This is a genomic window from Kitasatospora sp. NPDC056138 (genome assembly GCF_042264695.1).
In the GTDB taxonomy this organism is placed as follows: Bacteria; Actinomycetota; Actinomycetes; order Streptomycetales; family Streptomycetaceae; genus Kitasatospora.
Genome location: NZ_JBHJVK010000042.1, coordinates 12505 through 38871, shown reverse-complemented (window position 1 = coordinate 38871; position 26367 = coordinate 12505). Strand labels below are relative to the sequence as shown.

At 70.7% G+C, this 26367-nt stretch carries 20 protein-coding genes and 2 pseudogenes; 12 read left to right on the top strand and 10 right to left on the bottom strand.

What is annotated here, in order from left to right:
- Positions 1 to 275 precede the first annotated feature (275 nt).
- Both ACFC1R_RS24065 and ACFC1R_RS24060 read left to right on the top strand, forming a co-directional pair.
- On the top strand, positions 276 to 2108 hold the full coding sequence (locus ACFC1R_RS24065; protein WP_375941809.1) for an ABC transporter ATP-binding protein: 1833 nt from the start codon (positions 276 to 278) through the stop codon (positions 2106 to 2108).
- A complete protein-coding gene (locus ACFC1R_RS24060) occupies positions 2105 to 4024 on the top strand; it encodes an ATP-binding cassette domain-containing protein (protein WP_375941806.1) in 1920 nt (639 codons plus the stop codon). The genes ACFC1R_RS24065 and ACFC1R_RS24060 overlap by 4 nt, the downstream gene beginning before the upstream one ends.
- Before the next feature lie 140 nt (positions 4025 to 4164).
- Here ACFC1R_RS24060 and ACFC1R_RS24055 read toward each other — a convergent pair whose 3' ends face one another.
- Positions 4165 to 5343 carry a PP2C family protein-serine/threonine phosphatase gene (locus ACFC1R_RS24055; protein ID WP_375941804.1) on the bottom strand — a complete coding sequence of 393 codons (1179 nt, stop codon included), beginning with the start codon at positions 5341 to 5343 and terminating at the stop codon, positions 4165 to 4167.
- A gap of 265 nt (positions 5344 to 5608) precedes the next feature.
- Between ACFC1R_RS24055 and ACFC1R_RS24050 the strand changes: the two genes are divergently transcribed.
- Together ACFC1R_RS24050 and ACFC1R_RS24045 are read left to right on the top strand one after the other, a co-directional pair.
- Positions 5609 to 6085, top strand: coding sequence for an AtaL-like protein (locus tag ACFC1R_RS24050; protein WP_375941802.1), 477 nt, complete (start codon positions 5609 to 5611; stop codon positions 6083 to 6085).
- 72 nt (positions 6086 to 6157) lie between these two features.
- The gene (locus ACFC1R_RS24045) at positions 6158 to 6931 is read left to right on the top strand and encodes an SDR family NAD(P)-dependent oxidoreductase (protein WP_375941800.1); all 774 of its coding nucleotides are present in this window, start codon (positions 6158 to 6160) and stop codon (positions 6929 to 6931) included.
- 229 nt (positions 6932 to 7160) lie between these two features.
- Here ACFC1R_RS24045 and ACFC1R_RS24040 read toward each other — a convergent pair whose 3' ends face one another.
- Positions 7161 to 9617, bottom strand: a complete 2457-nt coding sequence (locus tag ACFC1R_RS24040; RefSeq protein ID WP_375941798.1) for a sodium-translocating pyrophosphatase — start codon at positions 9615 to 9617, stop codon at positions 7161 to 7163.
- 340 nt (positions 9618 to 9957) lie between these two features.
- On the opposite strand from ACFC1R_RS24040, the gene ACFC1R_RS24035 reads away from it, so the two are divergent.
- On the top strand, positions 9958 to 10440 hold the full coding sequence (locus ACFC1R_RS24035) for an inorganic diphosphatase (protein ID WP_218205006.1): 483 nt from the start codon (positions 9958 to 9960) through the stop codon (positions 10438 to 10440).
- Positions 10441 to 10858: 418 nt separating this feature from the next.
- On the opposite strand, the gene ACFC1R_RS24030 is transcribed toward ACFC1R_RS24035, so the two are convergent.
- Both ACFC1R_RS24030 and ACFC1R_RS24025 read right to left on the bottom strand, forming a co-directional pair.
- Positions 10859 to 12943 (bottom strand): SpoIIE family protein phosphatase, encoded by a 2085-nt coding sequence (locus ACFC1R_RS24030; RefSeq protein ID WP_375941796.1) that lies wholly within the window; start codon positions 12941 to 12943, stop codon positions 10859 to 10861.
- Between the two features lie 229 nt (positions 12944 to 13172).
- A complete protein-coding gene (locus ACFC1R_RS24025) occupies positions 13173 to 13694 on the bottom strand; it encodes a MarR family winged helix-turn-helix transcriptional regulator (protein ID WP_375941794.1) in 522 nt (173 codons plus the stop codon).
- A gap of 105 nt (positions 13695 to 13799) precedes the next feature.
- On the opposite strand from ACFC1R_RS24025, the gene ACFC1R_RS24020 reads away from it, so the two are divergent.
- From ACFC1R_RS24020 to ACFC1R_RS24010, 3 genes and pseudogenes are all read left to right on the top strand, one after another.
- Complete coding sequence (locus tag ACFC1R_RS24020; RefSeq protein ID WP_375941793.1) at positions 13800 to 14642, top strand: NAD(P)H-binding protein; 843 nt, start codon at positions 13800 to 13802, stop codon at positions 14640 to 14642.
- A gap of 50 nt (positions 14643 to 14692) precedes the next feature.
- Positions 14693 to 16104, top strand: a pseudogene (locus tag ACFC1R_RS24015) (MFS transporter).
- Positions 16101 to 16514 carry a MarR family winged helix-turn-helix transcriptional regulator gene (locus ACFC1R_RS24010; protein ID WP_375941791.1) on the top strand — a complete coding sequence of 138 codons (414 nt, stop codon included), beginning with the start codon at positions 16101 to 16103 and terminating at the stop codon, positions 16512 to 16514. Before ACFC1R_RS24015 ends, ACFC1R_RS24010 begins: the two are co-directional and overlap by 4 nt.
- Before the next feature lie 904 nt (positions 16515 to 17418).
- Here the strand turns inward: ACFC1R_RS24010 and ACFC1R_RS24005 are convergent.
- Entirely contained in the window at positions 17419 to 18408 is a 990-nt protein-coding gene (locus tag ACFC1R_RS24005; protein ID WP_375941789.1) for a GNAT family N-acetyltransferase, read from the bottom strand.
- 85 nt (positions 18409 to 18493) lie between these two features.
- On the opposite strand from ACFC1R_RS24005, the pseudogene ACFC1R_RS24000 reads away from it, so the two are divergent.
- The 3 genes and pseudogenes from ACFC1R_RS24000 to ACFC1R_RS23990 form a co-directional block, all read left to right on the top strand.
- Positions 18494 to 18793: pseudogene (locus ACFC1R_RS24000) on the top strand (SDR family oxidoreductase); the annotation flags it as partial.
- A gap of 32 nt (positions 18794 to 18825) precedes the next feature.
- A complete protein-coding gene (locus ACFC1R_RS23995) occupies positions 18826 to 19257 on the top strand; it encodes an NUDIX domain-containing protein (RefSeq protein ID WP_375941788.1) in 432 nt (143 codons plus the stop codon).
- 191 nt (positions 19258 to 19448) lie between these two features.
- A complete protein-coding gene (locus ACFC1R_RS23990; protein WP_375941876.1) occupies positions 19449 to 20249 on the top strand; it encodes an SDR family NAD(P)-dependent oxidoreductase in 801 nt (266 codons plus the stop codon).
- A gap of 218 nt (positions 20250 to 20467) precedes the next feature.
- On the opposite strand, the gene ACFC1R_RS23985 is transcribed toward ACFC1R_RS23990, so the two are convergent.
- Entirely contained in the window at positions 20468 to 21019 is a 552-nt protein-coding gene (locus tag ACFC1R_RS23985; protein ID WP_375941786.1) for a dihydrofolate reductase family protein, read from the bottom strand.
- A 201-nt stretch (positions 21020 to 21220) separates the two neighbouring features.
- Between ACFC1R_RS23985 and ACFC1R_RS23980 the strand changes: the two genes are divergently transcribed.
- A complete protein-coding gene (locus ACFC1R_RS23980) occupies positions 21221 to 21559 on the top strand; it encodes a hypothetical protein (protein WP_375941784.1) in 339 nt (112 codons plus the stop codon).
- Here ACFC1R_RS23980 and ACFC1R_RS23975 read toward each other — a convergent pair.
- The 4 genes from ACFC1R_RS23975 to ACFC1R_RS23960 form a co-directional block, all read right to left on the bottom strand.
- Entirely contained in the window at positions 21512 to 22504 is a 993-nt protein-coding gene (locus ACFC1R_RS23975) for a sigma-70 family RNA polymerase sigma factor (protein ID WP_375941782.1), read from the bottom strand. The two genes, ACFC1R_RS23980 and ACFC1R_RS23975, sit on opposite strands and share 48 nt — an antisense overlap.
- 233 nt (positions 22505 to 22737) lie before the next feature.
- Positions 22738 to 23991, bottom strand: coding sequence for an IS256 family transposase (locus ACFC1R_RS23970; RefSeq protein ID WP_375941780.1), 1254 nt, complete (start codon positions 23989 to 23991; stop codon positions 22738 to 22740).
- 607 nt (positions 23992 to 24598) lie between these two features.
- Positions 24599 to 25060 (bottom strand): SRPBCC family protein, encoded by a 462-nt coding sequence (locus ACFC1R_RS23965; protein ID WP_375941778.1) that lies wholly within the window; start codon positions 25058 to 25060, stop codon positions 24599 to 24601.
- Between the two features lie 608 nt (positions 25061 to 25668).
- Positions 25669 to 26316 carry a hypothetical protein gene (locus ACFC1R_RS23960; protein ID WP_375941776.1) on the bottom strand — a complete coding sequence of 216 codons (648 nt, stop codon included), beginning with the start codon at positions 26314 to 26316 and terminating at the stop codon, positions 25669 to 25671.
- Positions 26317 to 26367 lie beyond the last annotated feature (51 nt).

The window sequence follows — 26367 nt, the reverse complement described above, 5'->3', positions numbered from 1 at the left end:
GCGCCGAGCACCCTGAGCGTGCTCAACTGCACCGTGAGCACCGCCAGCACCATCCTCTGCCTCTGACACCTGTCAGCTGATACCCGTCGCCGGCCCGGGGGCCTTCCACCCCCTGGCCGGTGGCCTTGGTCCGGCGCCGACCGGGACCCGCCCTCCCCGGCTTCCCGGCCACAGGCACCCGCTCGCGCAGGAGCTGCGCCCCTGAAGTGCACGGCCGTCCGCCCAGGGCCCCGGGACCAGTCCACGTTCGTGCCACAGAGTGGAGCCGACTGCCGATGCCCCTCGAGAACGGCCGCGCCGGCGACCTCCTGCTGCGCGCCACCCTGCGCAGCAGCGCCCTGGCCACCTCGCTCCTGCTGCTGGCCATCCTGGTCGGCACGGTGGCCACCATCGCACTGCCCGCCACCCTCGCCGCCGCCGTGGACGAAGCCCTGGCCGGCCGCACCGGCCACGCGACCTGGGTCTTCCTGCTGACCCTCGCCGTCCTCACCGCCGCCGAGACCTGCTCCGACCTGGCCGAGCCCTGGACCGCCGCCGCCAACACCGCCCGGCTGAGCCAGCGCCTGGTCCGGCACACCCTGGCGCTGGGCCTGCCCGGCAGCCGACGGTTCGGCACGGGCGACCTGGTGGCCCGGCTGGTCGCCGCCGCGCCGGAGGCCGGAGGAGCGGCGGCCGCCCTCGGCTACGCCGCCGTACAGACCGCCGCCTCGGTGGCCGCCCTGGTCGCCCTCGCCCTCATCGACCCGGCACCCGCCCTCGTCGTCCTCGCCGGAGCACCGGTCGGCCTGATCGCCGTCCGGCTCTTCGTCCGCCGCGCCTCGCAGGCCGCCGCCGACTACCAGCTCGCCCAGGCCGACCTGCTGGCCCGGCTGCTCGACGCCCTCGCCGGGCTGCGCACCATCAGGGCCGCCGCCGGGGCGGACCGCGAGATCGCCAGGGTCCTGCGCCCGCTGCCCGACCTCGACCGGGCCGGCCGCGCCCTCTGGGCCGACCAGCGCACCGTCCTGTGGCGAACGGCGCTGCTGCTGCCCGTCCTGCAGATCGGCACCCTCGCCGTCGCCGGGACGGAGGCGGCCACCGGCCGGGTCACACCGGGCGAACTGCTGGCCGCCGTCGGCTACACCACCCTGGCCCTGGGTTTCCTGGGCAGCGCGCAGTCCCTGCTGGCCTTCGCCCGGGCCCGGGCCGGGGCCGCCCGGTTGGCCGAAGTACTGAACACGCCCGCGATGCCGCCGGGAAGCCGCGAACTGCCCGACGGGCCTGGCGACCTGCTCTTCGACGAGGTCACCGTACGGATCGACGGCGCGACCGTGCTGGACCGCGTCAGCTGCCGGGTCCCGGCCGGGGCGACCGTCGCCCTGGTCGGTCCCAGCGGCTCGGGAAAGTCCACCCTCGCCGCGCTCGCGGGGCGCCTGATCGACCCGGACGAAGGACGCGTCCTGCTGGACGGCGTCCCGCTGACCGAGATCCGGCTCGGCCGGCTGCGCCGCGCGGTGACCTACGCCCCGCCGCGCCCCGCCCTGCTCGGCGACACCCTGGCCGACGCCCTCGCCTACACCGACCCGCCCGCGCCGGGGCCGCAGGACGTCAGGACCGCCGCCCTCGACGCGCAGGCGGACGCGTTCATCCGGCGGCTCCCCGACGGGTACGACACCCCGCTGCGCGGACTGCGGCTCTCCGGCGGCCAGATCCAGCGGCTCGGCCTGGCCCGCGCGATCGCCCGGGGCGGACGGCTGATCATCCTCGACGACGCCACCTCCAGCCTCGACACGGCGACCGAGGCCAGGATCGACTCCGCCGTCCGCCGGGCCCTGCCGGACCGCACCCGTCTGGTGGTGGCCCACCGGGCCGCGACCGCCGCCCAGGCCGACCTGGTCGCCTGGCTGGACGCTGGACGCCTGCGGGCCCTCGCGCCGCACCGGATCCTGCGGGAGGACCCCGGCTACCGCGCCCTGTTCGCCGACTCCTGCGGCCCTCCCGGCGAACCGGACCGGCCGCGCCCGAGCGGTACCGCGCCGGGCCCTGCCGTCACGCCGCCGGCGGTCGATGCCCCGGCCGCCGATGCCCCGGCCGAAGTCCTGGCCGCCGAAGCCCCGGCGGCGCCGTGAGCGCGCCAGGATGGGCCCTGCTCCGGTCCGAACTGGCCACCAGGAAAAGGCCGTTGGCCATGATGGCGCTCTGGACCCTGGCGGAGGCCCTGCCGGCGGCGCTCTCCGGCCGACTGGTCGCCCAGGCGCTGGACGACGGCTTCCTGGCGGGCCGACCGGCGCTGGGCGTGGGCTGGCTGCTCGCGCTCGGCGCGGTCTCCGTGGTCGGCGCGTTCGGCCAGCGCCAGGTCTACCCCCATGTCGCGGACGTGGTGGAGCCCCTGCGCGACGCACTGACCACCCGCGTGGTCGGCGCCACCCTGCGCGCCGGCACCGGGGCCGGCGCCGGAGGGGGTGCCACCGCCGGCACCGGCGAGGGCGACACCGCCGCCGTCTCCCGGCTGGCGCGCCAGGTGGAGACGGTCCGCGACTGCGTGGCCGGCCAGCTGCTGATCGTCCGGCACTTCGCGGTGACCGTCGTCTTCGTCCTGCTGGGCGCGGCCTCGCTCGCCCCAGGCCTGCTGCCGCGCATCGCCCTGCCGCTCGGGGCGGCCCTGCTCGCCTTCGTGCTCCTGTTGCCTCGGCTGACGGTGCGTCAGGTAGCCCTGCTGGAGGCCGAGGAGGAGCTCGCCGAGCTGGCGTCCCGGACCTTCGCGGCAGTCGGCGACATCACCGCCTGCGGTGCGGTCGGCAGAGCCACCGCCCGACTCGACGAGGTGATCACCGCGCAGACCCGGGCCCGGCAGGCGCTCGCCAGAACCGGCGCGCTGCGCCGCCTCACCGTGGCCGCCGGAGCCCACCTGCCCGCCGCGCTCATCCTGCTGGACGCCGGGGGACTGGTCAGGGGCGGGCTGCCGGCCGGTGCCGTGGTCGGGGCCCTCGCCTACGTCACGATGAGCCTGGAACCGGCGCTGCGCACCCTGGTCCAGGGCGTCGGCGCCTCCGGACTGCGGCTGACGGTCGCGCTCGAGCGCCTGGCCCGGCGGGCCGCCGTGCCCCCCGCATCCGCCGTGCCCGCTGCATCCGCCGTGCCCCCCGTGCCCGCCGTTGTTCCCTCCGCGCCTGCCGTGCCCGCCGTGCCCGCCGTACGTGCTGTACCTGCCGTACCGGTCGGGCCGCCGCCACCCACCGGCCGGCCGCGCCTGCACGGGCACGCGGTCGAGCTCGACCGGGTGAGCTTCACCCACCACCCGCAGGCCGATCCGATCCTCGACCGGTTCAGCCTCCGGATCGAGGACGGCGAGCACCTGGCGATCGTCGGCCCGAGCGGCATCGGGAAGTCCACGGTGGCCGACCTGATGGCCGGGCTGGCCGCCCCCACCGGCGGGACCGTCCGCCTCGGCGGGGTCGAGGCGGACGAACTGACCGCAGCCGAGCTGGCCGCGTTCCGGGTGCTGGTCCCGCAGGAGGCGTACGTCTTCGCGGGAACCCTGCGGGAGAACCTCGCTCCGCTCGGCCCGGTGCTGCCGGGACCGGACGGTGAACGGCTGGCGCAGGCCGTCCGGCTGCTCGGCCTGGGGCCGGTGGTCCGGCGGCTCGGCGGTCTCGACGCGCGGCTCGGCGGTGCGCAGCTGTCCACCGGTGAGCGGCAGTTGGTGGCACTGGTCCGCACCTATCTGTCCCCGGCCCGGGTGGTCCTCCTGGACGAGGCGACCTCCCACCTCGATCCGGCGGCCGAGGCGGTGGTCGAAACGGCCTTCCGCAGGCGTCCGGGCACGCTGGTGGTGATCGCCCACCGGATCAGCTCGGCCCTGCGCGCCGACCGGATCGTCCTGCTGGACGGCGAACCCGTGGTGGGCACCCACGCGGAGCTGCTGGCAGCGGCGCCCGGCTACCGCGAGCTGGTCGCCCACTGGGAGAACGGCGCGGGACGCGGTGCGCCGCCCGATCGGGCACGGGCACGGCCGACCCTCCTCGACGCCCGGCCCGGGGCGTGACCCGGCGGTGCGGGACCGGCCGGGTGGCGGGCGGAGCCGCTCGGGCCGCCGGTCACCCGTCTCCCCATTCCCACCGTTGCCCATTCCCCTTCCCCCCGCCCCCGGTTCCCCCCGTCCGGCCCGGGCCCGGCGGACCGTGGCTACCGGCCCGGCAGGCGCCGCAGGGCCAGGATCGCGGTGTCGTCACCGAGCCGTCCCCGGGTGTGGTCGAGGACCATCCGCTCGACCAGGGCAACCAGTTCGGTGACGGAGAGCCGGTCGGGGGCCGGTGTCCCGGCCAGCCGGGAGCGGACGGGGAGGAACACCCCGCTGCGGTCCCTGGCCTCGCTCACCCCGTCCGTGAACAGCAGCAGGCTGTCGGTCTCGCCGAAGGGCACCCGGACGGACTGCGGGGGCCCGTCGACCATCGCGCCCAGGCCCAGCGGCGGATAGGCCCCCTCGGGGAGCACCCGCACGCCGTCGGGCCCGATGGCGAGGGGGCCTTCGTGGCCGAGGTTGACGAGTTCGATCCAGTCGGGGGGCGAGCCGTCCGCCGATGCGGGGAAGGACACCAGGACGGCGGTGGCGAAGCGGTCGTCCGGCCGGCCCATGGCTGCCGAGTAGTCGTTGCTGCGGAGCATCCGGCTCTCCAGGCGCTCGGCGACGGTGACCAGGTCCCGCTCGTGGAAGCCCGCCTCCCGGAAGGTGCCGACCAGGGCCGAGGCCGCCGAGACCGCACTGATCCCCTTGCCCTGCACGTCGCCGAGCAGGGCCCGGGCACCGTACGGGGTCTCCAGGACTTCGAAGAAGTCGCCGCCCACCCGCGCCTCGCTGTCCGCGGCGAGGTAGGTCCCGGCCACGTCCAGACCGCCGGTTCCCGGGGGAATCGGCCTGAGCACCACCTGGCGGGTCGCGTCCGCGGCGCTCTCCACCCGGAGCAGGTGGTTCTGGGCGCGCACGCGGAGCCAGGACACCAGCACGGCGACCGCGCCGCCGACGACGACCAGCGCGTGGTCGGTCGGTCCCATCTGGTCCGGGTGCGGCCAGGCGTTGTCGAGCTCGGGGTAGCCGAGCGCCGCCGCGGCCGCGAACAGGGCGGTGATCACGGGGCCGCAGACGGCCGCCGCGATGCCCGGGACGAGCACGATCCAGGTGACGATCCGGAACTCCCCGGAGGAGTTCCAGTCACCGAGCGCGATGACTGCCAGCAACACGGCCGGTAGCACCCAGGAGACGTCCCGGCCCCGGAAACTCATGACCGGCTTGACACTGCGCGGGGGCGTCAGCGCCCGCAGGCCCGACGCGCGACGCGGGAGGTTCCGGTCCTCGGCCGTGTTCATCGTCCCTCGTGTTGCTCCTCTTCCCCTCCTTTATGGCACATCCGCGCGCGGTTTGGCCCGCTCAGCGGCGATGTTCCGAACGGACCGCCGATCGCACCGCCGGGCGGGACTCCGGCGGGGACTTCGGGCGGGACTTCGCTCGTGGCGCCGCTCGGGGCGCACGAGGTGAGCTGACGAAGTGCCCCACGGCTCTGTTGAGGTCGGGCGCCACGGCGCGAAGGATTGTCGACCGACCGTCCCGTCGCCTTCCGGAGGGAAGCACGAAATGCTGACACTGTCCTGGACCACCCCGGTCACGGTGCCCGGAGACCCCGCGACCGCACGGGACCGGCTGTGGCGGGCGCTGCTGGACAAGGCGGAGAACCCGGTCCCGTACGTCCCGGCGATCACCGCCTGCACGGTGGTCGAGCGGTACGCCGACGGGTTCCTGCGCGAGGCGGTCCGGGGCGAACGCAGACTGGTCCAGCGGGTCTTCGCGGACGAGGCGGCGGGCCGGGTTGTCTTCCGGCACGTGGACGGTACCGACTTCGCCGAGATCCGCGACCAGCTCGGCGAGGCCGGGGACGGCCGGCCGACCCTGACCCTCGCGGTGCGGCTGACCGCCGAGGCGACGGAGCGCGCGGAGCACGACAGCGAGTACGTCCGGGCGCTGAACCAGGACTTCGAGGCCACGCTGGCCGAGATGACGCAGGCGCTGCTGGCGGCGGCGGCCCGGTTCGGGGAGCTCGCCGGAGTGCGGTGAACCCGCCCGGGCGCCGCGCGGGTTCACCGAAAGTCCCCCGACCGCCGTCCGTTCGGTGCCAGGATGATCTTCATGACTGCACGCTCGACTGCGCGTTTCACCGGAAAGGTCGCCCTGATCACGGGTGGCGGCACCAACATCGGCCGGACCACCGCCCTGAGCTTCGCCCGTGAGGGCGCGCTGGTGGTCGTCGCGGGCCGGACCGCCGGGAGCCTGGCGGAGACCGTCGGCGCCATCGAGGCCGAGGGCGGCAAGGCGGACGCGATCACCGCGGACGTCACCGACTCGACCGAGGTGGCGCGGCTGGTGGCAACCGTGGTCGAGCGGCACGGCGGGCTGCACATCGCCTTCAACAACGCGGGAACGATCGGAAAGCCCGGCCCGCTGGCCGAGTTGGAGGAGGACGTTTGGGACCAGGTGTTCGCCGTGAACACCCGGGGCGTCTGGCTGGCGATGAAGTACGAGATCGAGCACATGCGGCAGCACGGCGGCGGCGTGATCGTCAACGCCGCCTCCAACATCGGCTTCCACGGCCGCCGTCCGGGCCTCGGCGCGTACGCCGCGTCCAAGGCGGCGGTCAGCGTGCTCACCCGCAACGCGGCCCGCGAGTACATCGGCGAGGGCGTCCGGATCAACGCGGTGAGCGCCGGGGGCACCGACACCCCGATGTCCTTCCGCAGCGGCGAGACCACCGAGCAGCGCGACGCCCGGGTCGCGGCGGCCGTCCCGCTGGGCCGGGTGGCGACCACCCAGGAGATCGCCGACGGCGTTCTCTGGCTCGCCTCCGACCACTCGCGCTACGTGGTCGGCCACGACCTCGTCATCGACGGCGGCGCCACGGCCTGACCCACCGCCCGGCCGCGCACCGCCCTGCTGCGCGCTGCCCTCGGGGCGCTCGCTCGGCCACGCACTCCTGGCAAGCGTTGTGGGGGCAACCCCTCACGAGTTCGAATCTCGTATCCTCCGCCACGGCTGACCAGCCGAAACGAAGACCCCGATCGCGATGCGACCGGGGTCTTCGTTGTTTCCTGGTCTCAGTAGTCCGCAGGCTTGCTCCCCGTACTCAGGATGCGGACTACGGGACGGGGGCGGGCTCCTCCGGCGCTCGGGTGTCAACGGGTGTTTCGTCGGGGCCGACGGTGATGCTGCGGCGTTTGGAGATCCACACTGCGGTGATGACGACGGCCAGGGCCACCAGGGCGATAGTCAGCCGGAGGCCGAGGTTGGCGTGCGAGCCGAAGCCGAGTTCGACGATGGCTGGGGCGACCAGAAGGGAGACCAGGTTCATCACCTTCAGCAGCGGGTTGATGGCGGGTCCTGCGGTGTCCTTGAAGGGATCCCCTACGGTGTCACCGATGACGGTGGCGGCGTGGGCGGGGCTGCCCTTGCCTCCGTGGTGGCCGTCCTCGACCAGTTTCTTGGCGTTGTCCCAGGCGCCACCGGAGGTGGCGAGGAAGACGGCCATCAGGGTGCCGGTGCCGATGGCGCCGGCCAGGTAGGAGCCGAGCGAGCCGACGCCGAGGAGGAAGCCCACGGCGATCGGGGCCAGCACGGCGAGCAGACCCGGGGTGGCCAGTTCGCGCAGTGCATCGCGGGTGCAGATGTCCACCACCCGGCCGTACTCGGGCCGCTCGGTGCCGTCCATGATGCCGGGGCGGGTGCGGAACTGGCGACGGACCTCGTAGACCACTGCGCCGGCGGAGCGCGAGACGGCGTTGATGGCCAGGCCGGAGAAGAGGAAGACGACGGCAGCGCCGAGCAGCAGGCCGACCAGGTCGTTGGGCTGGTCGATGGCCAGGCTCAGGCTCGAGCCGTGGGCGGCCGGGCCGATCTGCGCCTCGGTGGTGTTGATGGCGTCGGTGTAGGAGCCGAACAGCGCGGTGGCGGCAAGCACCGCCGTGGCAATGGCGATGCCCTTGGTGATCGCCTTGGTGGTGTTGCCGACCGCGTCCAGCTCGGTGAGCACCTGCGCGCCGGCGCCGGTGACGTCGCCGGACATCTCGGCGATGCCCTGGGCGTTGTCGGAGACGGGGCCGAAGGTGTCCATGGCCACGATCACGCCCACGGTCGTCAGCAGCCCAGTGCCGGCCAGCGCGACCGCGAACAGGGACAGGATCAGGGAGCCGCCGCCGAGGAGGTAAGCGCCGTAGACGGCGGCGCCGATGGCCACGGCGGAGTACACGGCCGCCTCAAGGCCAAGCGCGATACCGGAGAGCACCACGGTGGCCGGCCCGGTGAGTGAGGTCTTGCCCACGTCCCGCACCGGCCGGCGGGTGGTCTCGGTGAAGTAGCCGGTCAGCTGCTGGATGACGGTGGCCAGTATGATCCCGATGGCCACCGCGGCCAGGGCGAAAAGCCGCGGGCTGCCCGCGTGCCGGGTGATCTCGGCCGGTACCCCGTGCAGACCGGAGAAGTGGGCCGGTAGGAACGCGAAAACCGCGCCGGCTACCAGGGCGAGCGAGACCACCGCGGAGGCGAAGAACCCGCGGTTGATGGCGGTCATACCGCTGCGGTCCCCGGGCCGCGGGGAGACCGCCACGATGCCCAGCACTGCGGTGAGCGCCCCGATCCCGGGTACTACCAGCGGGAAGGCCAGCCCGAGGTCACCGAAGGCGGCCCTGCCCAGGATCAGCGCGGCGACCAGGGTCACCGCGTAGGACTCGAACAGGTCGGCCGCCATCCCCGCGCAGTCCCCCACGTTGTCGCCCACGTTGTCGGCGATCGTCGCCGCGTTGCGCGGATCGTCCTCCGGGATTCCCTGCTCCACCTTGCCCACCAGGTCCGCGCCGACGTCTGCGGCCTTGGTGAAGATCCCTCCGCCCACCCGCATGAACATCGCCAGCAACGCCGCACCGAAACCGAACCCCTCCAGCACCTTCGGCGCGTTCGTCTGGTAGATCAGCACCACCGCGGCCGCCCCCAGCAATCCCAGCCCCACGGTGAACATGCCCACCACCCCGCCGGTGCGGAAGCCGATCCGCATCGCGCGATGCGAGACCGTACGCACCAGCGGTGCCGCCGTCGGCCCCTCCCAATCGCCTGCCGCAGGAACCGGCGGTGTTGCCGCCCGCGCCGCTGCCGCTACCCGCACATTGCTGCGTACGGCCAACTGCATCCCCACGTACCCGGTCGTCGCCGAGAACGCCGCCCCGACCAGGAAGAACACCGAACGCCCCACCCGCTGCCCCCAGTTGTCCGCCGGGAGCAACAGCAGCACGAAAGGCACCACCCCGGCGAACACCCCCAGGGTGCGGAACTGGCGCGCCAGATACGCGTTCGCGCCCTCCTGGATCGCCGCGGCGATCCGCTGCATCGCCGGCGTGCCCTCGTCCGCGGCCAGCACCTGCCTCACAAACACCCAGGCCACCACTAGTGCACCGGCCGCGATCAGCGCGACCACCACCACCAGGGTTCGGCCCGACCCGGTCAGCACAGGTGCCACTGCGCCTGGAGCACCGAGCCGGCTCCGCCCAGGGACGAACGCGGCGGTGTACTGCACAGCGGATGCGCCGGCGAGAACGAACCCAGCCATTCCGTCCTCCTCGACGTCGTGCTGGTGCGCTGGGCGCACCGAACCGCTCGGCTGCGCGGGCGAGTCGCGCGATCTCCGAATAACCCGGCTTACTGCGACCGGATCGCTGCCGGAGAATCCCTCTGTGTCGACTCCTGCGGAGTGGCTCTGGCGAACGCGCCGCCCCGGGGACGAAGCGGACGAAGCCCTGTTCAGACAGAGGCTAACCCTGGGCGTTGAAGGTCTGCAGAGTAGAGAGTGCAACCGGGTGGCCGCGATGCGGCCGCGGCTGATCCGCCGGAGAATGAAGACCTGGAGTCGTCGCGGCACAGGACGCCCGGGATCGCGGAAGGAGGCCGACATGGACTTCGAGGTGATCGTCGAGATCCCCCAAGGCTCGCGCAACAAGTACGAGATGGACCATGCAGCCGGGCGGATCCGCCTGGACCGGATGCTGTTCACGGCCACCCGCTACCCAGCGGACTACGGGTTCATCGAAGATACCCTCGGTGGGGACGGCGACCCTCTCGACGCCCTCGTGCTCGTCGGCGAGCCCACCTTTCCGGGATGCGGCATCACGTGTCGCGCCATCGGCATGTTCGTCATGACCGACGAGAAAGGGCCGGACGAGAAAGTGCTCTGCGTGCCCGCTCACGACCCGCGCTTCGCACGGCTGCAGGACATCGACGACATGCCTCCGTTCGACCTGCAGGAGATCACCCACTTCTTCGAGGTCTACAAGGACCTCGAACCCGGAAAATCCGTCGAGGGCTCCCACTGGGAGAACAAGGCCGGCGCCTACGCCGAGATCGAAGCCTCGCGTTCCCGAGCCGCCGCCGCATAGCGGGTGATCTCCGCCGGTGTCACGGGGAAGCTCGCTGGGTCCTCAGTTCAGCAACCCGGCGGGCTCGTGCACGGCCGGTCCCGAGCGGCGATTGCGCTCGGGCAACAGGAGCGCCCGTACGTCTGCCTGATGCTCAGGAAGCGGTCGGGGGCGGATGCCTCTATTGCTGCACCTCGCTGGTTCGGTGTGGTTGCAGTTCTGGTTGCGTTCACCCTCGTCCGGCGCTGTTCGCAGCCCGGCGAACGAGCCGCTCCACCGCAGGTCGGGACGCCCGCACCCGCCCTTGAACAGCCTGACGAACAGTTGGAAAGCGTCTTGGGGGCAACCCTCACGAGTTCGAATCTCGTATCCTCCGCAGTGCCTGAGCAGGCAAAACGAAGGCCCGGACCGCTCACAGCCTCTGCGGCGCCGGTCACTGTCAAGTGGCGGTGAGAACCAGCACGGCCTGGTCGTCGATGGTGGAATCAGCTGCGAAGGCGGCGACTGCGGCGGTGACGGTCTCAATGAGGGCGGCGGCGGTGGGGGACGTGGTCCCAAGCGTGACAAGGGCCTCAGCCAAGCGGTCCTCACCGAAGAACTCGCCGTCCGCTGAGCGTGCCTCGGTGATGCCGTCGGTGACCAGGACCAGAGCGTCGCCCGGATACAGGTCGATGCTGCAAGCAGATCCGTCGGGATCGGGGCCGATACCCAGGAGCATGCCTGGCTGGGCGAGTTCTTCGACCGTGCCGTCGGCGCGGCGTACGAGCGGGGGTACGTGGCCGGCGCGAATCAGGTTCAGTGCGAGGTGGGATACGGTCCGCCGTAGTTCGGCGTAGACGAGTGAAACGAAGCAGACCTCGTCGGCGGGGCTATCCGCCAGAGCGTCGTTGATGGCGGCGACCACCGCCGCCGGGTCGTTCAGGAGACGGGCGGCGGCGCGTGCGGTGTGGCGGACCATGCCGGTGATGGTGGCGGCCAGAGCACCGCGCCCGCACACGTCACCTATCATGAGCGCCCAGCAGTCGTCGGACAGCGGGAAGACATCGTAGAAGTCTCCACCAACGTCAAGTCCTTCGCCGGCGGGATGGTACGAGGCCGCCAGAGTGGTGCCGGGAATCCTGGGCAACTCGGGAGGCAACAGGCCTGCCTGCAGGTCACGGGCCAGTTGGACGCGGTCGGTGAACTGGTGGGCGTTGTCAGCACTGGATGCGGCCCGGCGGGCGAGCTCCTCGGCTAGGGCGACGATGTGGCTGTCCATCGGCCGGTCAGTAGCCAGCAGGGTCAGTACGCCGAAGGTGCCGCCGCGAGTGGCCAGCGGTGCGCACACGTAACCGGTGACGCCGAGCTGCGCGAAGAGACCGCCCGTACGGGCGCTGAAGTGGTCGGTCTCAGTGGTGCCGGAGGCCAGTACACGAGCAACCGCGTTGTCGACCTCGTCGCTCAGTTCGGGGGAGGTGAGGAGGCCTTCCTCGGCCCGGGTGGAGGCGGCCACGGCGATCCGCCGGGTCTGGCCACCCTCGACCACGTGGACGGCACACAGTGGCGCCAAGGTCGGCACGGTCAGCCGGGCCAGGCACTGCAGGCAGTCGAAGTAGTGCAGCTCGCGCGTGATGGCGGTGCTGGCGTCCAACACGAAAGCCAAGTCCTCACGGGCCGCTTTCTCACGCTGCTGGGCGGCATGGCCTGCCTCCACCGCGCGGTGGCGTTCGATGGCCAGGGCGGCAATGCGGGTGAATGCGGCGCTGAGCGCCACGTCCTTGTCCTCGGGGGCCTTGGGGGTGCGGTGGTATATCGCGAAGGTGCCCAGCAGCCGACCGTCCACTCCTTCGATCGGGGTGGACCAGCATGCCGCGACCTCAGCCCGCTTTGCCAAGTCGCGATAGCCCTCCCACCGGGGATCGGTGGCGATGTCGGTGACGATCACTGGCGCGCGCAGGAAGGCGGCCGTGCCGCATGAGCCGACGCCGTCGCCGATGGCGATCCCGTCGACCGCCTCGTTGTAGAAGGCGGGCAGGGTCGGGCCGGTGCCGTGCCGCAGGTGCCGGCCGTCGGCATCGACAAGCAGCACCGAGACGATCATTTCCGGGGAAAGGTCCTCGATAGCCCTGGCCATGCCGCTCAGGATCTCGTCCAGCTGGGCGTCACGCGCGATCTGCTCCAGCAGTATGCGCTGCTCGGCGGCCAGGAGCTGGGCATGGTGGTACGCGGTGGTCTCCACCGCGATCACCACCACTCCGTCGACCTGGCCGACCAGGTCTCGGCGGGGCTCGTAGGTGAAGTCGAAGAACCCCTCCCGCTCCGTCCCCGGCTCACCGAGCACGAGCCGCCTGCCTTGGGCCCGGTACGCGGTGCCGGTGTGGTACACCGCATCGAGCCGGTCGAGGACGCCCTGCGAAGCCAGTTCCGGAATCAGTTCTCCGATCGGCACGCCAGTGCGCCTGCGGTCGCCTCCACAGGCCTCGAAGAACGCCGAATTCGCTGCCTCCAGCACATGCCTCGGGCCGCTCAGCGCAGCGAAAATCACCGGAGCCTGCCCGAACAGGTCCGCGTACTCCCTGCTCCGCCACTGCGGGGACCTGAGATGTGTCGTGACAGGGCCAAGGTGATCAGGCTGTAGGGACATGACAGCTGCCCTCTCCTGCATCAGCCGACCGCGCCGTCGCGCCCTACCCCCACGATGACACACCGCTACGCGGATTCCAGGCCCCGGATTCGACCCGCCCTGAAGATGGGGATCAATCCGTCGGGGCGGCTCAGCGCGGAGCGTCACCCGGGAGCCGGTGGCGGAGGGAGTCTTGGGAGTCGACGTACTTGAGCATGAGGCGGGCGAACTCCAGGCGCTCGCGCTCGGTCCAGTCGGCGGTGATGTACTCGAAGGCCGAGCGCTGGTGGCGGCTGAAGCGGGCCATCAGCTCGCGGCCGTCGGGGCTGAGGTGGAGGACGGTGCGGCGGCCGTCCTGCTGGGAGGCGGCACGGATCAGATAGCCGGCCGAGATGCAGTCGGAGACCATGCGGCTGGCCACCGACGGGTCCACGCCCAGGTGCTGGGCGACCGCGCCGACAGTGATCTCGCCGGTACCGGACTGCCCGGCTGGCTCGTTCTCCGGCGCGTCCTGCTCAGCCTCCAGGACGATCCTGAGTACCAGCGTGCGGCTCAGGTCCTTCTGGGAGATCGGGTCCTCAACCTCCAGGAGCGAGGAGCGCCGCAGCCTCCCGAAGGCCGGGCCCACGGCGTCCAGCAGCTCGTCCGCCGTCTTCGGCTCGCGCTTCGTCATGCCCGCCATCGTACAGACATGGATGACACTGCGAAGGAATGTGTTGACCCCCAATTAGATGCATGACAGCATGCATATGTCGTCAAACAGCGAACGGAGCATTCCATGACCATCCTCATCACCGGCGCCCGCGGCAAGGTCGGCCAGGCTGTCATCGGCCGCCTGCACTCCGCCGGTCTCACCGTCCGCGCCGCCAGCGCCAGCCCCGCCGAACTGACCGCCCCCGCAGGCGTCGAGGTCGCCGAGCTCGCCCTCGACCGGCCCGAGACCTTCGACGCCGCTCTCCGCGGCGTCCGCCAGGTCTTCCTCTACCCCCAGCCCGCCGGCATCCACGAGCTGGTCAAGGCCGCCGAGGCCGCCGACGTCGAGCACGTCGTCCTGCTCTCCTCGTCCTCCGTCCTCGGCCCCGACGCCGAGCACGACCCGCTCGCCAGCCACAGCCTCCAGGTCGAGCGCGCCCTCGCCGCCTCCAATCTCACCTGCACGTTCCTGCGCCCGGACGCCTTCGCCAGCAACTCCCTCGGCTGGGCCTACTTCATCGGCCGGTCGATGCCGATCCAGCTCGCCTACCCGGACGCGCACATCGCGCCCATCCACCCCGAGGACATCGCCGACATCGCCGTCGAGGCCCTGACCGGCACCTCCCTCACCGGCCACTCGGTCACCCTGACCGGCCCCGAGTCGCTCACCTTCCGCGAGCAGCTCGCCCTCCTCGCCGACACCCTCGGCCGTGACATCCCGGTCGAGCAGATCACCCGCGCCGAGGCCGAGCAGCAGATGGGCAACTACATGCCCGCGCCGATGGTCTCCTCGCTGCTCGACCTGTGGGAGGCCGCCGACCACGGTCCGGCGGCCATCGCCGACACCACCCAGACCCTCCTCGGCCGCCCCGCCCGCACCTACCGCCAGTGGGCCGCCGAAAACGCCTCCGCCTTCACCCAGCACTGATCCGCACGGGCCCACACCACAGAGGCCCGCCCCGCCACCCAAGGGATTCCATGTCCACGGCCTTGACCCGGGCCCCCGCCACCCAGCAGACCACGACCGACCGCCGCCGATGGGCCGTCCTCGCCGTCGTCCTCCTCGCCGCAGTCCTCGACCTCCTCGACGCGACGATCACCAACATCGCCGCCCCGGCCGTCGCCACCGACCTGAACGGCGGCGACGCCCTCGTCCAGTGGCTGGGCGCCGGTTGCGCCCTGGCCGTGGGCGTCCTGCTGGTGGTCGGTGGCAGGCTCGGCGACAAGTTCGGACGGCGCCGCCTGTTCCTGATCGGCCTCATCGGCTTCACGCCTGCGGCCTGGCCTTCGGCCCCGCCTCCGTCATCGGGTTCCGCCTGCTCCAGGGAGCCTTCGGTGCCCTCGTGATCCCGCAGGGGTTCGGCATCCTCGGCGAGGTCTTCCCCCCGCACGAGCTCGGCAAGGCGTTCGGCGTCTTCGCTCCCTGTCTCGGCCTGTCGGCGATCAGCGGCCCGGTCCTCGCCGGGGTCCTCATCGACGGCTTCGGCTGGCACTCCATGTTTCTGATCAACATCGCGCTCGGCGGCCTCGCGATCGTACTGGCCACCCGGCTGCTGCCCCGCGACACCGGCGACCGGACGGTCACCGTCGACGGTCCGGGCTCCGGGCTGCTCGCCGCCACGATGCTCGGCCTGCTCTACGGCCTGATCGACGGCTCCAGCCACGACTGGACGCCCGTCCCGGTCCTCTTCCTCACCGCCGGAGCCCTGTTCTTCGCGCTGTTCTGCCTGCGCCAGCGAAGCGCCGCCAGCCCGCTCATTGAACCCTCGCTGTTGAAGAACCGTGGCTTCACCTCCGGCCTGATCCTCGGCCTCGTCTTCTACGCGGCGGTCGCCGGCCTGCTCCTCGTCCTGTCCCTCTTCCTCCAGGACGGGCTGCACCGCACCCCGACTCAGGCCTCGCTCGGCCTCGCCCCGATCGCCGCCGGAATCATCCTCGCCTCGATCGCCGCGCACCACCTGATGGCCCGCCTCGGCCGCACGCTCATCCTCGTCGGGCTGCTGCTCACGCTGGCCGGCACGCTGTCGCTGCTTGTCCTGGTCCGTGCTGGCAGCCCGACATCATGGACCCTCATCGCCCCGGTCCTCGTCACCGGCCTCGGCCTCGGTACCTGCTTCGGCACCGTCTACGAGGTCACCCTCGGCGGTGTCGGCGCGAAGGAGTCGGGCAGCGCCAGCGGTTCGCTCTCCGCCGTCGCGCAACTCGCCAACAGCATCGGCGCCGCAGGCATCACCACTGTCCACTTCCGTACCCCGGCGGCTCCGCGACCGCAGCCGTCCACAGCCTCGCCGTGGTCGCCGTGGCCACCCTTGCCTGCTGCGCCCTCGTCTGGCTACTGCCCCGCAACGCCCGGCCCCGGCATCACTGACCCACCCAGGAGCGCGACATGAAACCCATCGGTTACTGGCTCAACCGCACCGACCAGGCCCTCACCGACTACATGAACTCCATGCTGGCCGAGTTCGGTCTCACGCGGATCGCCTGGCAGATCCTCAACGCCGTCGAGGACGATCCGCAGGCCACCGACAGCGACGTGCTGGCCGTCCTGGCCGCCAACGCCGATGCCGCCGCCCTGACCGGCGCCATTGAGACAATTGTCGCTGACGGCTGGGTCGCCCGGCCGGAGCCGGGCCGCCTCGCCCTGACCGACGACGGCCGCGCCCGCCTCGCCGAGGCTGCCGAACGCGTCGGCGCCTTCCGCGAGCTGTCGACGGCCGGAATCACCGGCGAGGAGTACCGGATCGCCGTCACCGTCCTGGAGCGGATGACCCACAATCTGGAGAGCGGAGCAGAACAATGAGTTCACCCAAGCCACAGCCTCGTCATCAGTAGCCGACGTCCTGGCGACAGAGCCCTGCGGCCGCTCTCCTTGTCCCGGTTCCAACACCACCGACACAGGCAGGACGACTCCACCAAGCCTGATGCCAGAGCGACCCGATGCGACCGTGGTTGCAGTTCTGGTTGCATTCACCCCGGTCCGGCCACGTACGAGCCTCATCAGATGCGCCGCTCGCCACAGCTCAGGACGCGTGCGGCCGCCGCCGAATTCCCAGGCGAACAGTTGGAAAGCGTGTTGGGGGCAACCCCTCACGAGTTCAAATCTCGCATTCTCCGCCTCTGCTCACTCGGACAAACGATGGCCCCGACCGCCCAGCGGTCGGGGCCATCGGCGTCTCGTGGTCTCAGTTCTGGTCTCAGCCGGGGTTCCGACCCCTCACGGAGATCAACCATCGCTTCAGCTCGAATGCGGCGGGGCGGCCCTGCGGCCACCGCGATGAGGGCCGCCGGAGCAACTTCACGGCAGGGCTTGACCATCCGCCACCGCATCGCGCACCGGGCAGGAGCGGCTACGGCCGTACAGCCCCTGGATGACCGCACCCCGTCTCGGCCACCGTCCGAGCACCCGACTGGCAGCGAGTGGTGGTGGCCATGACGGCGGCGGTCGGAAGCTGCGGTGCGTCATGGTCGTGCCCGACGCCACTGAATGCACGCGGTTCTTCTCAGGCGGCTTGCCGTACTTGCCGCATGCGAGGCCGCGGCGAGCTCGGCCGCATTCCCACCCAGCAGCGACTGACAAGATCAACAGAAGACGCGAGGGTCAGAACTCAACCGCCGGCAAAGGGCCGGCCCCAAAGCCAATCACCGGCAGGGAGGTCTGGAGGTGCTGCGCTGCCAGGCTCGTAGGCGATCCCGGCCCCCGGAACTCAGCGCTCGTCGGCGGTGACCCCCAGTACGTCGTTCGGCGACCACTCGTGCTCCAGGATCGAGTAGGTGATCGAGTCACGCCAGGCGCCACGGACGAAGACGTGGTCGCGGATCCGGCCGTCCTCGGTCATCCCCGCCCGCAGGAGGGTCCGGGCCGACGCCTCGTTGAGGGGCGAGCGGGCTGCCCAGATGCGGTGCACGCCAAGGATGTTGAAACCGAGCGCGCACAGCAGGTGGACTGTCTCCGTACCGAGTCCCTTGCCCCACTCGCCCGGATGCAAGGCGAATCCGATCGTGGCCGCTTGCTGTGGTTCGGTCGCCAGCCGCGCGTAGCCGATCAGCTGGTGCTCGCCGAGCCTGGTGATGGCAAGGCAGTACTCGGTTCTCGGCGTGTCCTTCGCGGAGGCGATGGACCGGTTGATGATCGCCTGGACCTGGTCGGGGGTGCGGGGCTCGAAGCTGAGGTGCCTGGTGGCCTCGGGGTCGCCGTAGATGGCCAGGAGGGCGTCGGCGTCCTCGGGTTCGACTTCGCGCAGTGCCAGGCGGGGGCCGGCCAGGTGGACTGGAGTCATGGCTGCGGAGCCTACCGGTGGGGTCACCGGATGAGCACCGACGTCGGGGTAGCGGAAGGCTTCGATCTCGTCGCGCAGACCGGCCGCCGCTCGGCAGCTTCGTCGGCCGTCGGCGTGCAGCGCGGCGTGAACGCGCTGGGCGCTGCTCGTGATACCGAAGTTCCGCTGCTCGATGGGGAGATCGAGCACGGGGCGGACGGCCTCGGCGGCGCCCTCGATCTCGCCTCGGGCGATGCGGGCGAGGGCGAGGTCGGTCTGTGCGCCGGCCTCGTCGCCGAAGGCCCACTCGTCCTCGGATGCGGTGCGGTAGGCGGCGACGGCTGCCTCCGCCTGGCTCTCGCCGAGCGCGGGATCCTCACCGAGGTGCACGGTGGCCTCGGCGACGTAGTAGAGCTGGCGGGGCTCCGGGAAGGTCATGATGCCGCCGAAGTCGTCGAGGTCGTCGAGTTCGACGGCCGCGCGGGCGTCCTCGGCCTGCTGGATGGCGGTACGGGTGGCCTCGACGGCCTACAGCACTGCCAAGGCCGGGCTGATCGGCTTCACCAGGTCGCTGGCCAGGGAACTTGGCCCAGCCGGAATCTGCGTGAACACTGTGCTGCCCGGCGCCATCCAGGTCGAGGTGGAGAACGACCTGCCCACCCACCACCGTGCCCGGCCCGAGGACCAGATCCGCCGCCAGTGCGTCCAGCGCCGGGGCCGCCCTGAGGATGTCGCCGCCGCCGCGGCCTTCCTCGCCTGCCCGAGCGCGTCCTTCATCACCGGTCAGTCGTTGCACGTCGACGGCGGCTGGATCCTCCACTGACCGCCCACCCACCAAGCCAGGAAGAGACCACCGTGCAGCACCGTGTCCGCGTCATCCTCCTCACCCCGAACAACACCATGCTGCTGATCAAGCGCATCCGCCCCGGAATCGACCCGTACTGGGTCATCGTCGGCGGCAAGATCAAACCCACCGACGCCAGCCCCGAGGAGGCCCTACTCCGCGAGGTCCGCGAGGAGATCGCGGGCGAAGCTCAGATCGCCAGCCTCCTCCACACCATCGAGACCGACGGCGAGCGCCAGGACTTCTCCCTCGCCACCATCGACAAGTGGAACTTCGAGGACCGCACCGGCCCCGAGTTCAGCCAGGAAGACCGGGGCGAGTACCTCCTGGAGGAGATCCCCCTCACCACCGAAGCCCTTGACGCGATCAACCTCCTGCCCAAGGAGATCGCCACCGTCCTCCACGAGGCCGCCGGCCACGGAGAACTCCTCGCCGCAAGGTAGCCCGAACAGCAGCAGTCAGCCGGACACCGGCCAGTGCCCGGCTGCCTGCATCACCACCCGCACGACGGAGCAATTGTCAAGACTTGTGGATTGAAGAGGTGCGCGCTTCGTCCAGCTTTCATGTCAGTGCGTGCTCGTAAGGTGCGCTCACGAGTGTGATCGCGACCGACCACGAGCCTGGAGGCTTGGACGTGCTGCTGGAGAACAAGATTGCCGTCATCTACGGGGCCGGTGGTGCGGTCGGTCAAGCGGTTGCCAGGGTCTTCGCCCGCGAGGGAGCTCGGGTCTTCCTCACCGGTCGCAGGCTCGCAGGGCTTGAGGAGTTGGCGAAGGAGATCACGGCTGCCGGAGGTCGGGCGGAGGTCGCTCAGGTCGACGCACTTGACCGGGATGCGGTCGAGCGGCACGCCGCTGAGGTCGTTGGCAAGGCCGACGGAATCGACATCTCTGTCAATGCCGTCAGCATCCGCGGAGACCTGCAGGGAACGCCACTGATCGGTCTGTCCTTGGAGGACTTCCTCACACCGATCAACACCGCGGCAACTGCGAACTTCCTCACTGCGACGACTGCCGCCCGACACATGGCCGAGAAGGGAGCGGGCGTGATCGTGACCTTCTCGACAACCGCGGCGCATCTTTCCGGACGCGACCAGGGCTTCCACGCGACCGCAGGCTTCGGAGTGGCCTGTGGCGCAGTCGAGTTGCTGTCACGGCATCTGGCGGGCGAGGTGGGACCTCAAGGGGTGCGCGTGGTCTGCCTTCGTCCGGATGGGATTCCGGAGGCATGGGTGGCCTGGGGCATGATCGAGGACGCCGAGCCCGATCCCGAGGGCAGCCCGACGGTCAAGGCCTATATGGAGCGTGGCACGGTACTGCGTCGGCTGCCGAAGCTCGCCGAAGTCGCTGAGACGGCAGCGTTTATGGCATCAGACCGGGCTGGAGCGATCACGGGGACTGTGGTCAACCTCAGCTGCGGATCCGTCATCGACTGACTCCATCGAGAAATCGTCAAGACCTGCCGAGCTGGTCAACTGAACCGCCCCGGCTTGGCCGGGTGGTTCTGTTCACGAGATTCGACAGCGGTTGTTCATCATTTTGGGAGGCGCCCCGCGGTTGGCGTGTTCGATGTTCACGAGAACCGACAGCAGCGGGGCCGAGCATGGGTTCTGCGCGACGATCCCCCTGAGTGATACCGGTGAGTGATGGTGGGTCAGCGGGGCTGGAGGGTGTAGTGGGCCTCGATGACGCCGTTGGCGAAGGTGTGGGTGGAGGCCAGGGTCATGGGGATCTGCTCGCCGTCGGCGAGGGTGCGGCCGGTGCCGACGATCACCGGGTCGATCTGCAGGTAGAGCTCGTCCAGCAGGCCGTTGCGGATCAGGTACTGGACCAGGGTGATGCTGCCGCCGACGTTGATGGTGCCGCCGGGCTGCTCCTTGAGCGCGCGGATCTGGCTGGCGATGTCCGCGCCGGTGATCAGGTGGCTGTGCTGCCACTGCGCGACGTCGGTGAGGGTGTTGGAGACGACGTACTTGGGGGAGGAGTTCATCCAGTCGGCGGTCGGCACCTGCTCGTTGGTGGCGTACGGGAAGAACGTGCTCCACATCCGGTAGGTGCTGCCGCCCAGCAGGGCGGTGTCGGCGTCTTCGAAGAGCCGCATCAGGGCGGCGGTGACCTCGGGGGTGGAGTACTGCATGCTCCACTTCTCGGGGGCCTCCACGACGCCGTCCAGCGACGAGAACAGACCGGCGATGATCTTCCGCATGAAATGCTCCTGCAAGCTCGGGTATCGGTTGCTTCACCCGGTCAGACGGAGCACCCGGGCGGAACTCATCGCTCTCGTCGGAAGATCTTCAGAAATTTTTTCGCCTGCCTGGGCTCGGCCTGAGCCTGGAGCGGGCCCGGCCCGCCAGATCCCCCGCCAGCGGGCCGATGAGTCCCGGCCCGCCCAGCGGTCTGAGTCGGTATGGAGACCGTGGAATTCACCCTCGTCCCGCCCCCACCGGGGGCCGGGCCGTTCCTCGCCGATCGGCTGGCCGCGCTGCTGACGGCCCGTCCGGACGCGGCGCTCGTCATCTGCGACGTGTCCGCCGTCGACCGGCCCGGCCCGGCCGACCTGGACCACCTCGCCCGGCTGCGGCTGATCGCGCGGCGGGCCGGCCGGGAGCTGCTGCTGCGCGGCGCCGGGCCCCGGCTGCGGCTACTGCTGGCGCTGACCGGCCTGGGCGAGGTACTCGGAGAGACCGCCGACGGGCCGTCAGCTCCCGGCAGTGTCGGCGGTCAGCCGCATGGGGAGTCCCCATAGCGGGAAGAGCCGCTCAGTGTCCATGTGGTTGGTCATGGTGCTGATCCGGCCGTCGGTGATCTCCAGCAGCGTGATACCCCAAGGGGTCCAGCCGTTGCCGTCCTCGGCTGGCCGGTACTGTGCGAACGCCGGCGTGCCGTTCGCCTCGACGGGGACCATTCGCGACCCCCGGCAGCCGCAGCCGGCCCCCAGCCACCACTCGCCCAGCTCCACCACGCCGCGCACCCACATCTGGTAGGGCGGCATGTTGAGCACCGCGTCCTCGTGCAGCAGGCTCTTCAGCGCCTCGATGTCGAAGGCCTCGAAGGCGCTGACGTACCTCGCCAACAGCGCCCGCTGCGTCTCGTCCAGCGGCTTGAAGGTGTCGCTGTCCGGCACCCCGCCACCGTCGGCCAGAGTCGCCCGGGCCCGCTGCAGGGCGCTGTTCACCGAGGCGGCCGAGGTCTCCAGCAGCTCGGCGGTCTCAGCCGCCGACCACGCCAGCACCTCACGCAGGATCAGCACCGCACGCTGGCGGGCCGGGAGCTTCTGCAGCGCGGAGACGAAGGCCAGCCGGATCGTCTCCCGGCCCACCGCGACCTCGGCCGGATCCCCGCACAGCACCCGCTCGTCAGGGATCGGACCGATCCAGATCCGCTCCTCCAACTGCGCCAGGTCCGGCGCGGTCGCCGGGCACGGCGCCGACAGGTCCATCGGGCGGGCCCGCCGCTGCGCGGCCGGGGCCATGTCCAAGCAGACGTTGGTCGCGATCCGGTACAGCCAGGTCCGCAGCGCCGCCCGCCCCTCGAACCCGTCGAACTTCGACCAGGCGCGGACCAGAGTCTCCTGCACGGCATCCTCGGCCTCGAAGGCCGACCCGAGCATCCGGTAGCAGTAGGCCGTCAGCTCCCGCCGAAACGGTTCGAGCAGCTCGACAACATCGTCACGATCCATGGTCACAGGCATGCCCGCCACCCTAGCCACCAGATCTGACCAAGATCAGCACTCCAACGGCTCCGGCTGCGCCCTCAAGCCGCCTGAGCAGAAGCACTGACGCCCGGTGGTGTCCGAACCCGTGAACATTTCGATTCCAGGCCGACGTCGGCTGCCTCCCGAACCCGTGGACAAGTGGTGTCCGTTCTCGTGACCAGAGCCAGCCGGGAGCAATTGTCGAGAGTTGTATATCGGGTGACGTGTGATCAGGCTGCGACGGTCCCCTCGCGCTCGACCAGGACACCGTTCTCGAACTTGGCCCCCGCGCGGACCAGGGGGACGAGGGAGGCGCCGGTGATGGCCCGCCAGCGGTCCTGGGCGGACTCGACCAGCTTGAACACCATCGCGAGGGCTGCGGCCGGGCTGCCGGCCCCGCGGGTGACCTTGGTCCGCAGCTTGACCGTGGAGAACGTGGACTCGATGGGGTTCGTGGTCCGCAGGTGGATCCAGTGCTCGGCCGGGAAGTCGTAGAACGCCAACAGCTCCTCCGCATCGTCGGTGATCTTCACGACGGCCTTGGGGAACTTGGCGCGGTAGGTCTTCGCGAATGCCTCGATGGCCCTCTCGGCGTGCGCGCGGTCCTCGGCGTTGTAGATCTCCTGCATCGCCTTCGTCGCGCCCGGCTGCACGGACTTCGGCAGGGCGTTCGTGACATTTCGGGCTTTGTGGACCCAACACCTTTGATGCCGAGCGGCAGGGAAGACCTCGGCCAGGGCCTTCCACAGGCCCATCGCGCCGTCGCCGAACACCAGTTCCGGGTCTCGCATGCCCCGGCGACGGCAGTCGCGCAGCAGGTCAGCCCACGACTCCGTGGACTCGCGCAGCCCCTCCGCGATGGCGATCAGCTCCTTGGTGCCGTCGAGGCGGACACCGAGCAGGACCAGCACGCAGGAGTGGGCCTGGCCGAGCCGGACTTTGGGGTGCACTCCGTCGGCCCACACGTAGACGAAGTCCCGGTCCGCGAGGTCGCGCTCTTGGAACGCGGCGTGGTCGTCCTGCCACTGCTTCGTCAGCCGGGTCACCGTCGCCGGCGACAGTCCGGCCGCCGAGCCGAGGAACTGCTCCAGCGCGGGTACGAAGTCCCCGGACGACAGTCCGTGCAGGTAGAGCAGCGGCAGCACCTCGGAGACCTTCGGCGACTTGCGGCACCACGGGGCAAGGATCTTCGAGGAGAACCGCATCCGCTCGCCGGTGGCCTCGTCCACGCGGCGGTCGTTCACCCGCGGCGCGGTGACCTCGACGGAGCCGGCGGCGGTCACGACGGTGCGGGGCCGGTGGTGGCCGTTGCGGACCACCAGGCGGTGCCCGCGCTCATCGCGCTCGGCGGCCAGCTCGGCTATGTACTGGTTGACTTCGGCTTCCAGCGCCGCGGCGAGCATCCGGCGGGCGCCCTCGCGGACGATCTCGTCGATCAGGGAGCCGGTCTCGGTGGTGCCGTCGGCGGTGACTACGCTCAGCACGGGCGTGCCTTCCCGACCCGCGCTGCGAACGCGGGTCTACTCGGTGACTGGTCGATCAATCACCCGGGAAGGTACGCCCTTCGCGCGCTCCCGGGGAGCTGATCCACAAGTCCTGAGCATTGCTCCGCACGACGCGCCGGGCGGAGCTGGCTTCAGGACGAAGCAGCCGCAGGCAAGCCAGGCCAGTACTGCTCCTGGAGCGCGTCGAAGAATTCGTCGAAATCGATCTCGGGGCTTCTTGCCATGATCTCGTAGCCGCCGAACCGGAAGACCTCATATCCACGCAGGCGCAGGGCCTGCCCTCGGCGACCATCCTGGAGTACCGCTCTGGAGAAGCCGATTCGCCGTCGGCGTAGTGGTGCTTGCCGTCCACCTCAATGACGATTCGGATGCCGCCAGGGACCAGCAGCAGAAAGCTCATCCTCTCGCGCGGTAGTCGATCGGGTTTGCCGAGCAGCGCGCGTTCACGGCGGGTGAGTGGATCGTAGTGGAGGTAAACCTGTGGCAGCAGTCTCAACGGGCCCTGCAGTCCGCCATCGGGCCGTCCTCCTCGACGCCCTCGGCCGGACCACCCACCCGCTCGGCGACGCCCGTAGGCCCGCCGGCCTCAGTTGCCGCGGTCCAGCCGCCGGGCCAACACTCGGCCGCGCTCGGCCTGCACTGCTCCGGCCTTCCCAGCCGCGTAGTGAAGCAGGCCGAACGGCGCGTGCAGCCGCAGTCGATCGACCACCAGGGAGCCGCCAGCGCCTCGGGCGGTGACGGCGAAGCGGTAGTCCATCCGCACGCCGCCAGGACTGACCACCTCACCGCTGACCGTCGCCTCATCCGGCAGCCGGGCGTCCTCGGTGCGCAGGGTGACCTGGATGACGTTGTCGTGCCGGACCAGTCCGAGGAACCGGAAGCGCTCGACGGCCACGTAGTGCGTGACCCCGCCCTCGCACCGCACGTCCCGCACGTCCACGAGCAGCGGGGAGAGCCCGATGTAGTTCTCGGGGTCCGCCAGATGGGCAAGCACAGCGGCGGGCGTCGCCGCGATGTCGTAGCTGTGGCTCAGTTCGGTGCTGGGCACGTCCAACTCCCCTGTCCGGTCCGGGTCCGGGTCCGGCTGTGGTCGTGGACCGGGAACGTTCGGTGGATGATCGCACCATCCCGCTGGTTCCGCCAGGCCATGCGGGAAGCTCCTCTGCAAGGGGCGGATCAGGGGACTCAGCGGAACGCCGGTGCCAGGTTCCGGCAAAGCGCGGCACGCCGGGGACTCCCGCACTTCCAGGATCCTGTGACGGAAGGGTCGGACCTCCTGGCCAGCTCGGCGCGGCCCAGGAGTGACCGGTGGTCTCGACTCTGGTCTCGTTCATCTCCCTTCGCCAGGGTCCAGACGGCGACTGGTTCCTTGGTCCGCCGCAGGTCAGGAATCGCGTGAACACGAGCGGACCGTGCGGGGAAGAATCGGAAAGCGTGTTGGGGGCTACCCCAGGGCTGTTGCAAAGTCGCGTGATCTTGCGGGTGCGCTGGTCAGAGCAGGCGGGTGAGGTCCAGGGGCGGATGTGGGGCTGGTGGGAGAGGGGGCGGGGGCTCGCGGCGATGTTGCGGTGCCTGGTCTGGCGGAGGCTGTCGATCGCGAAGTTCCGCAGGGTGGCCATGCTCTCCGGACGACCAGCAGGAAGCGCGCCCTCGCTGTCACGGCTGTAGCGCCGGGTTCTCGCCGGCCGGCTGGGACGCGGCTGCAACGTGCTGGAGTACCAGCAGATCCATCGGTGTCACCTGGACCGTGAGCGACAACTCGCCCGTGCCGGAGAGTTGTACCGTTTCGGTCGCGCGCAGCCGGCGTGCGATTCCGCCGATCTGTGCGCCAGTCATCCGAGTCAGTGTGTACGGGCCCTCAAGGCCGTCGATCCCCAGCCCCGGCTTGCGCCAGCGGATCAGAGCAGCTCCGGCAGCAGGAGCGGCCAGGAGCAGGACGCCCAATGCCTGCCGTCCGGTGTCGGTGCGGACGGCGCGGGCGTAGAGGGTGGTGCCGGTGGCGAGATCTGCGATGTCGAGGTCAGCCGAACGGGGCTTGACCAGCCGCAACGCCGTCAGTAGGCCGTCCAGTCGCCGCCGTTGGGCGGCGGAGGTGGGGAGCGCACCGGCTATCGGAAGCTGGAGGCGGCGGGGGAGTGCCGCCATGAGCAGGCTCAGCAGCAGGAGACCCAGGACAAGCTCGGCTGTCAGGGTCAGGAGCCAGGCTTCATCGGAGAGTCCGAACAGGTTGGGGTTCAGAAGGGTGCCCAGCACGACGGCCAGAAGAGCGAGTGTGTACCCGATGCGTATGAGACGTCCTGGCATTCCAGATCCTCTTCTGTCTTGAGACGGTGGCCGTGTCAGGCCGAAGCGTTG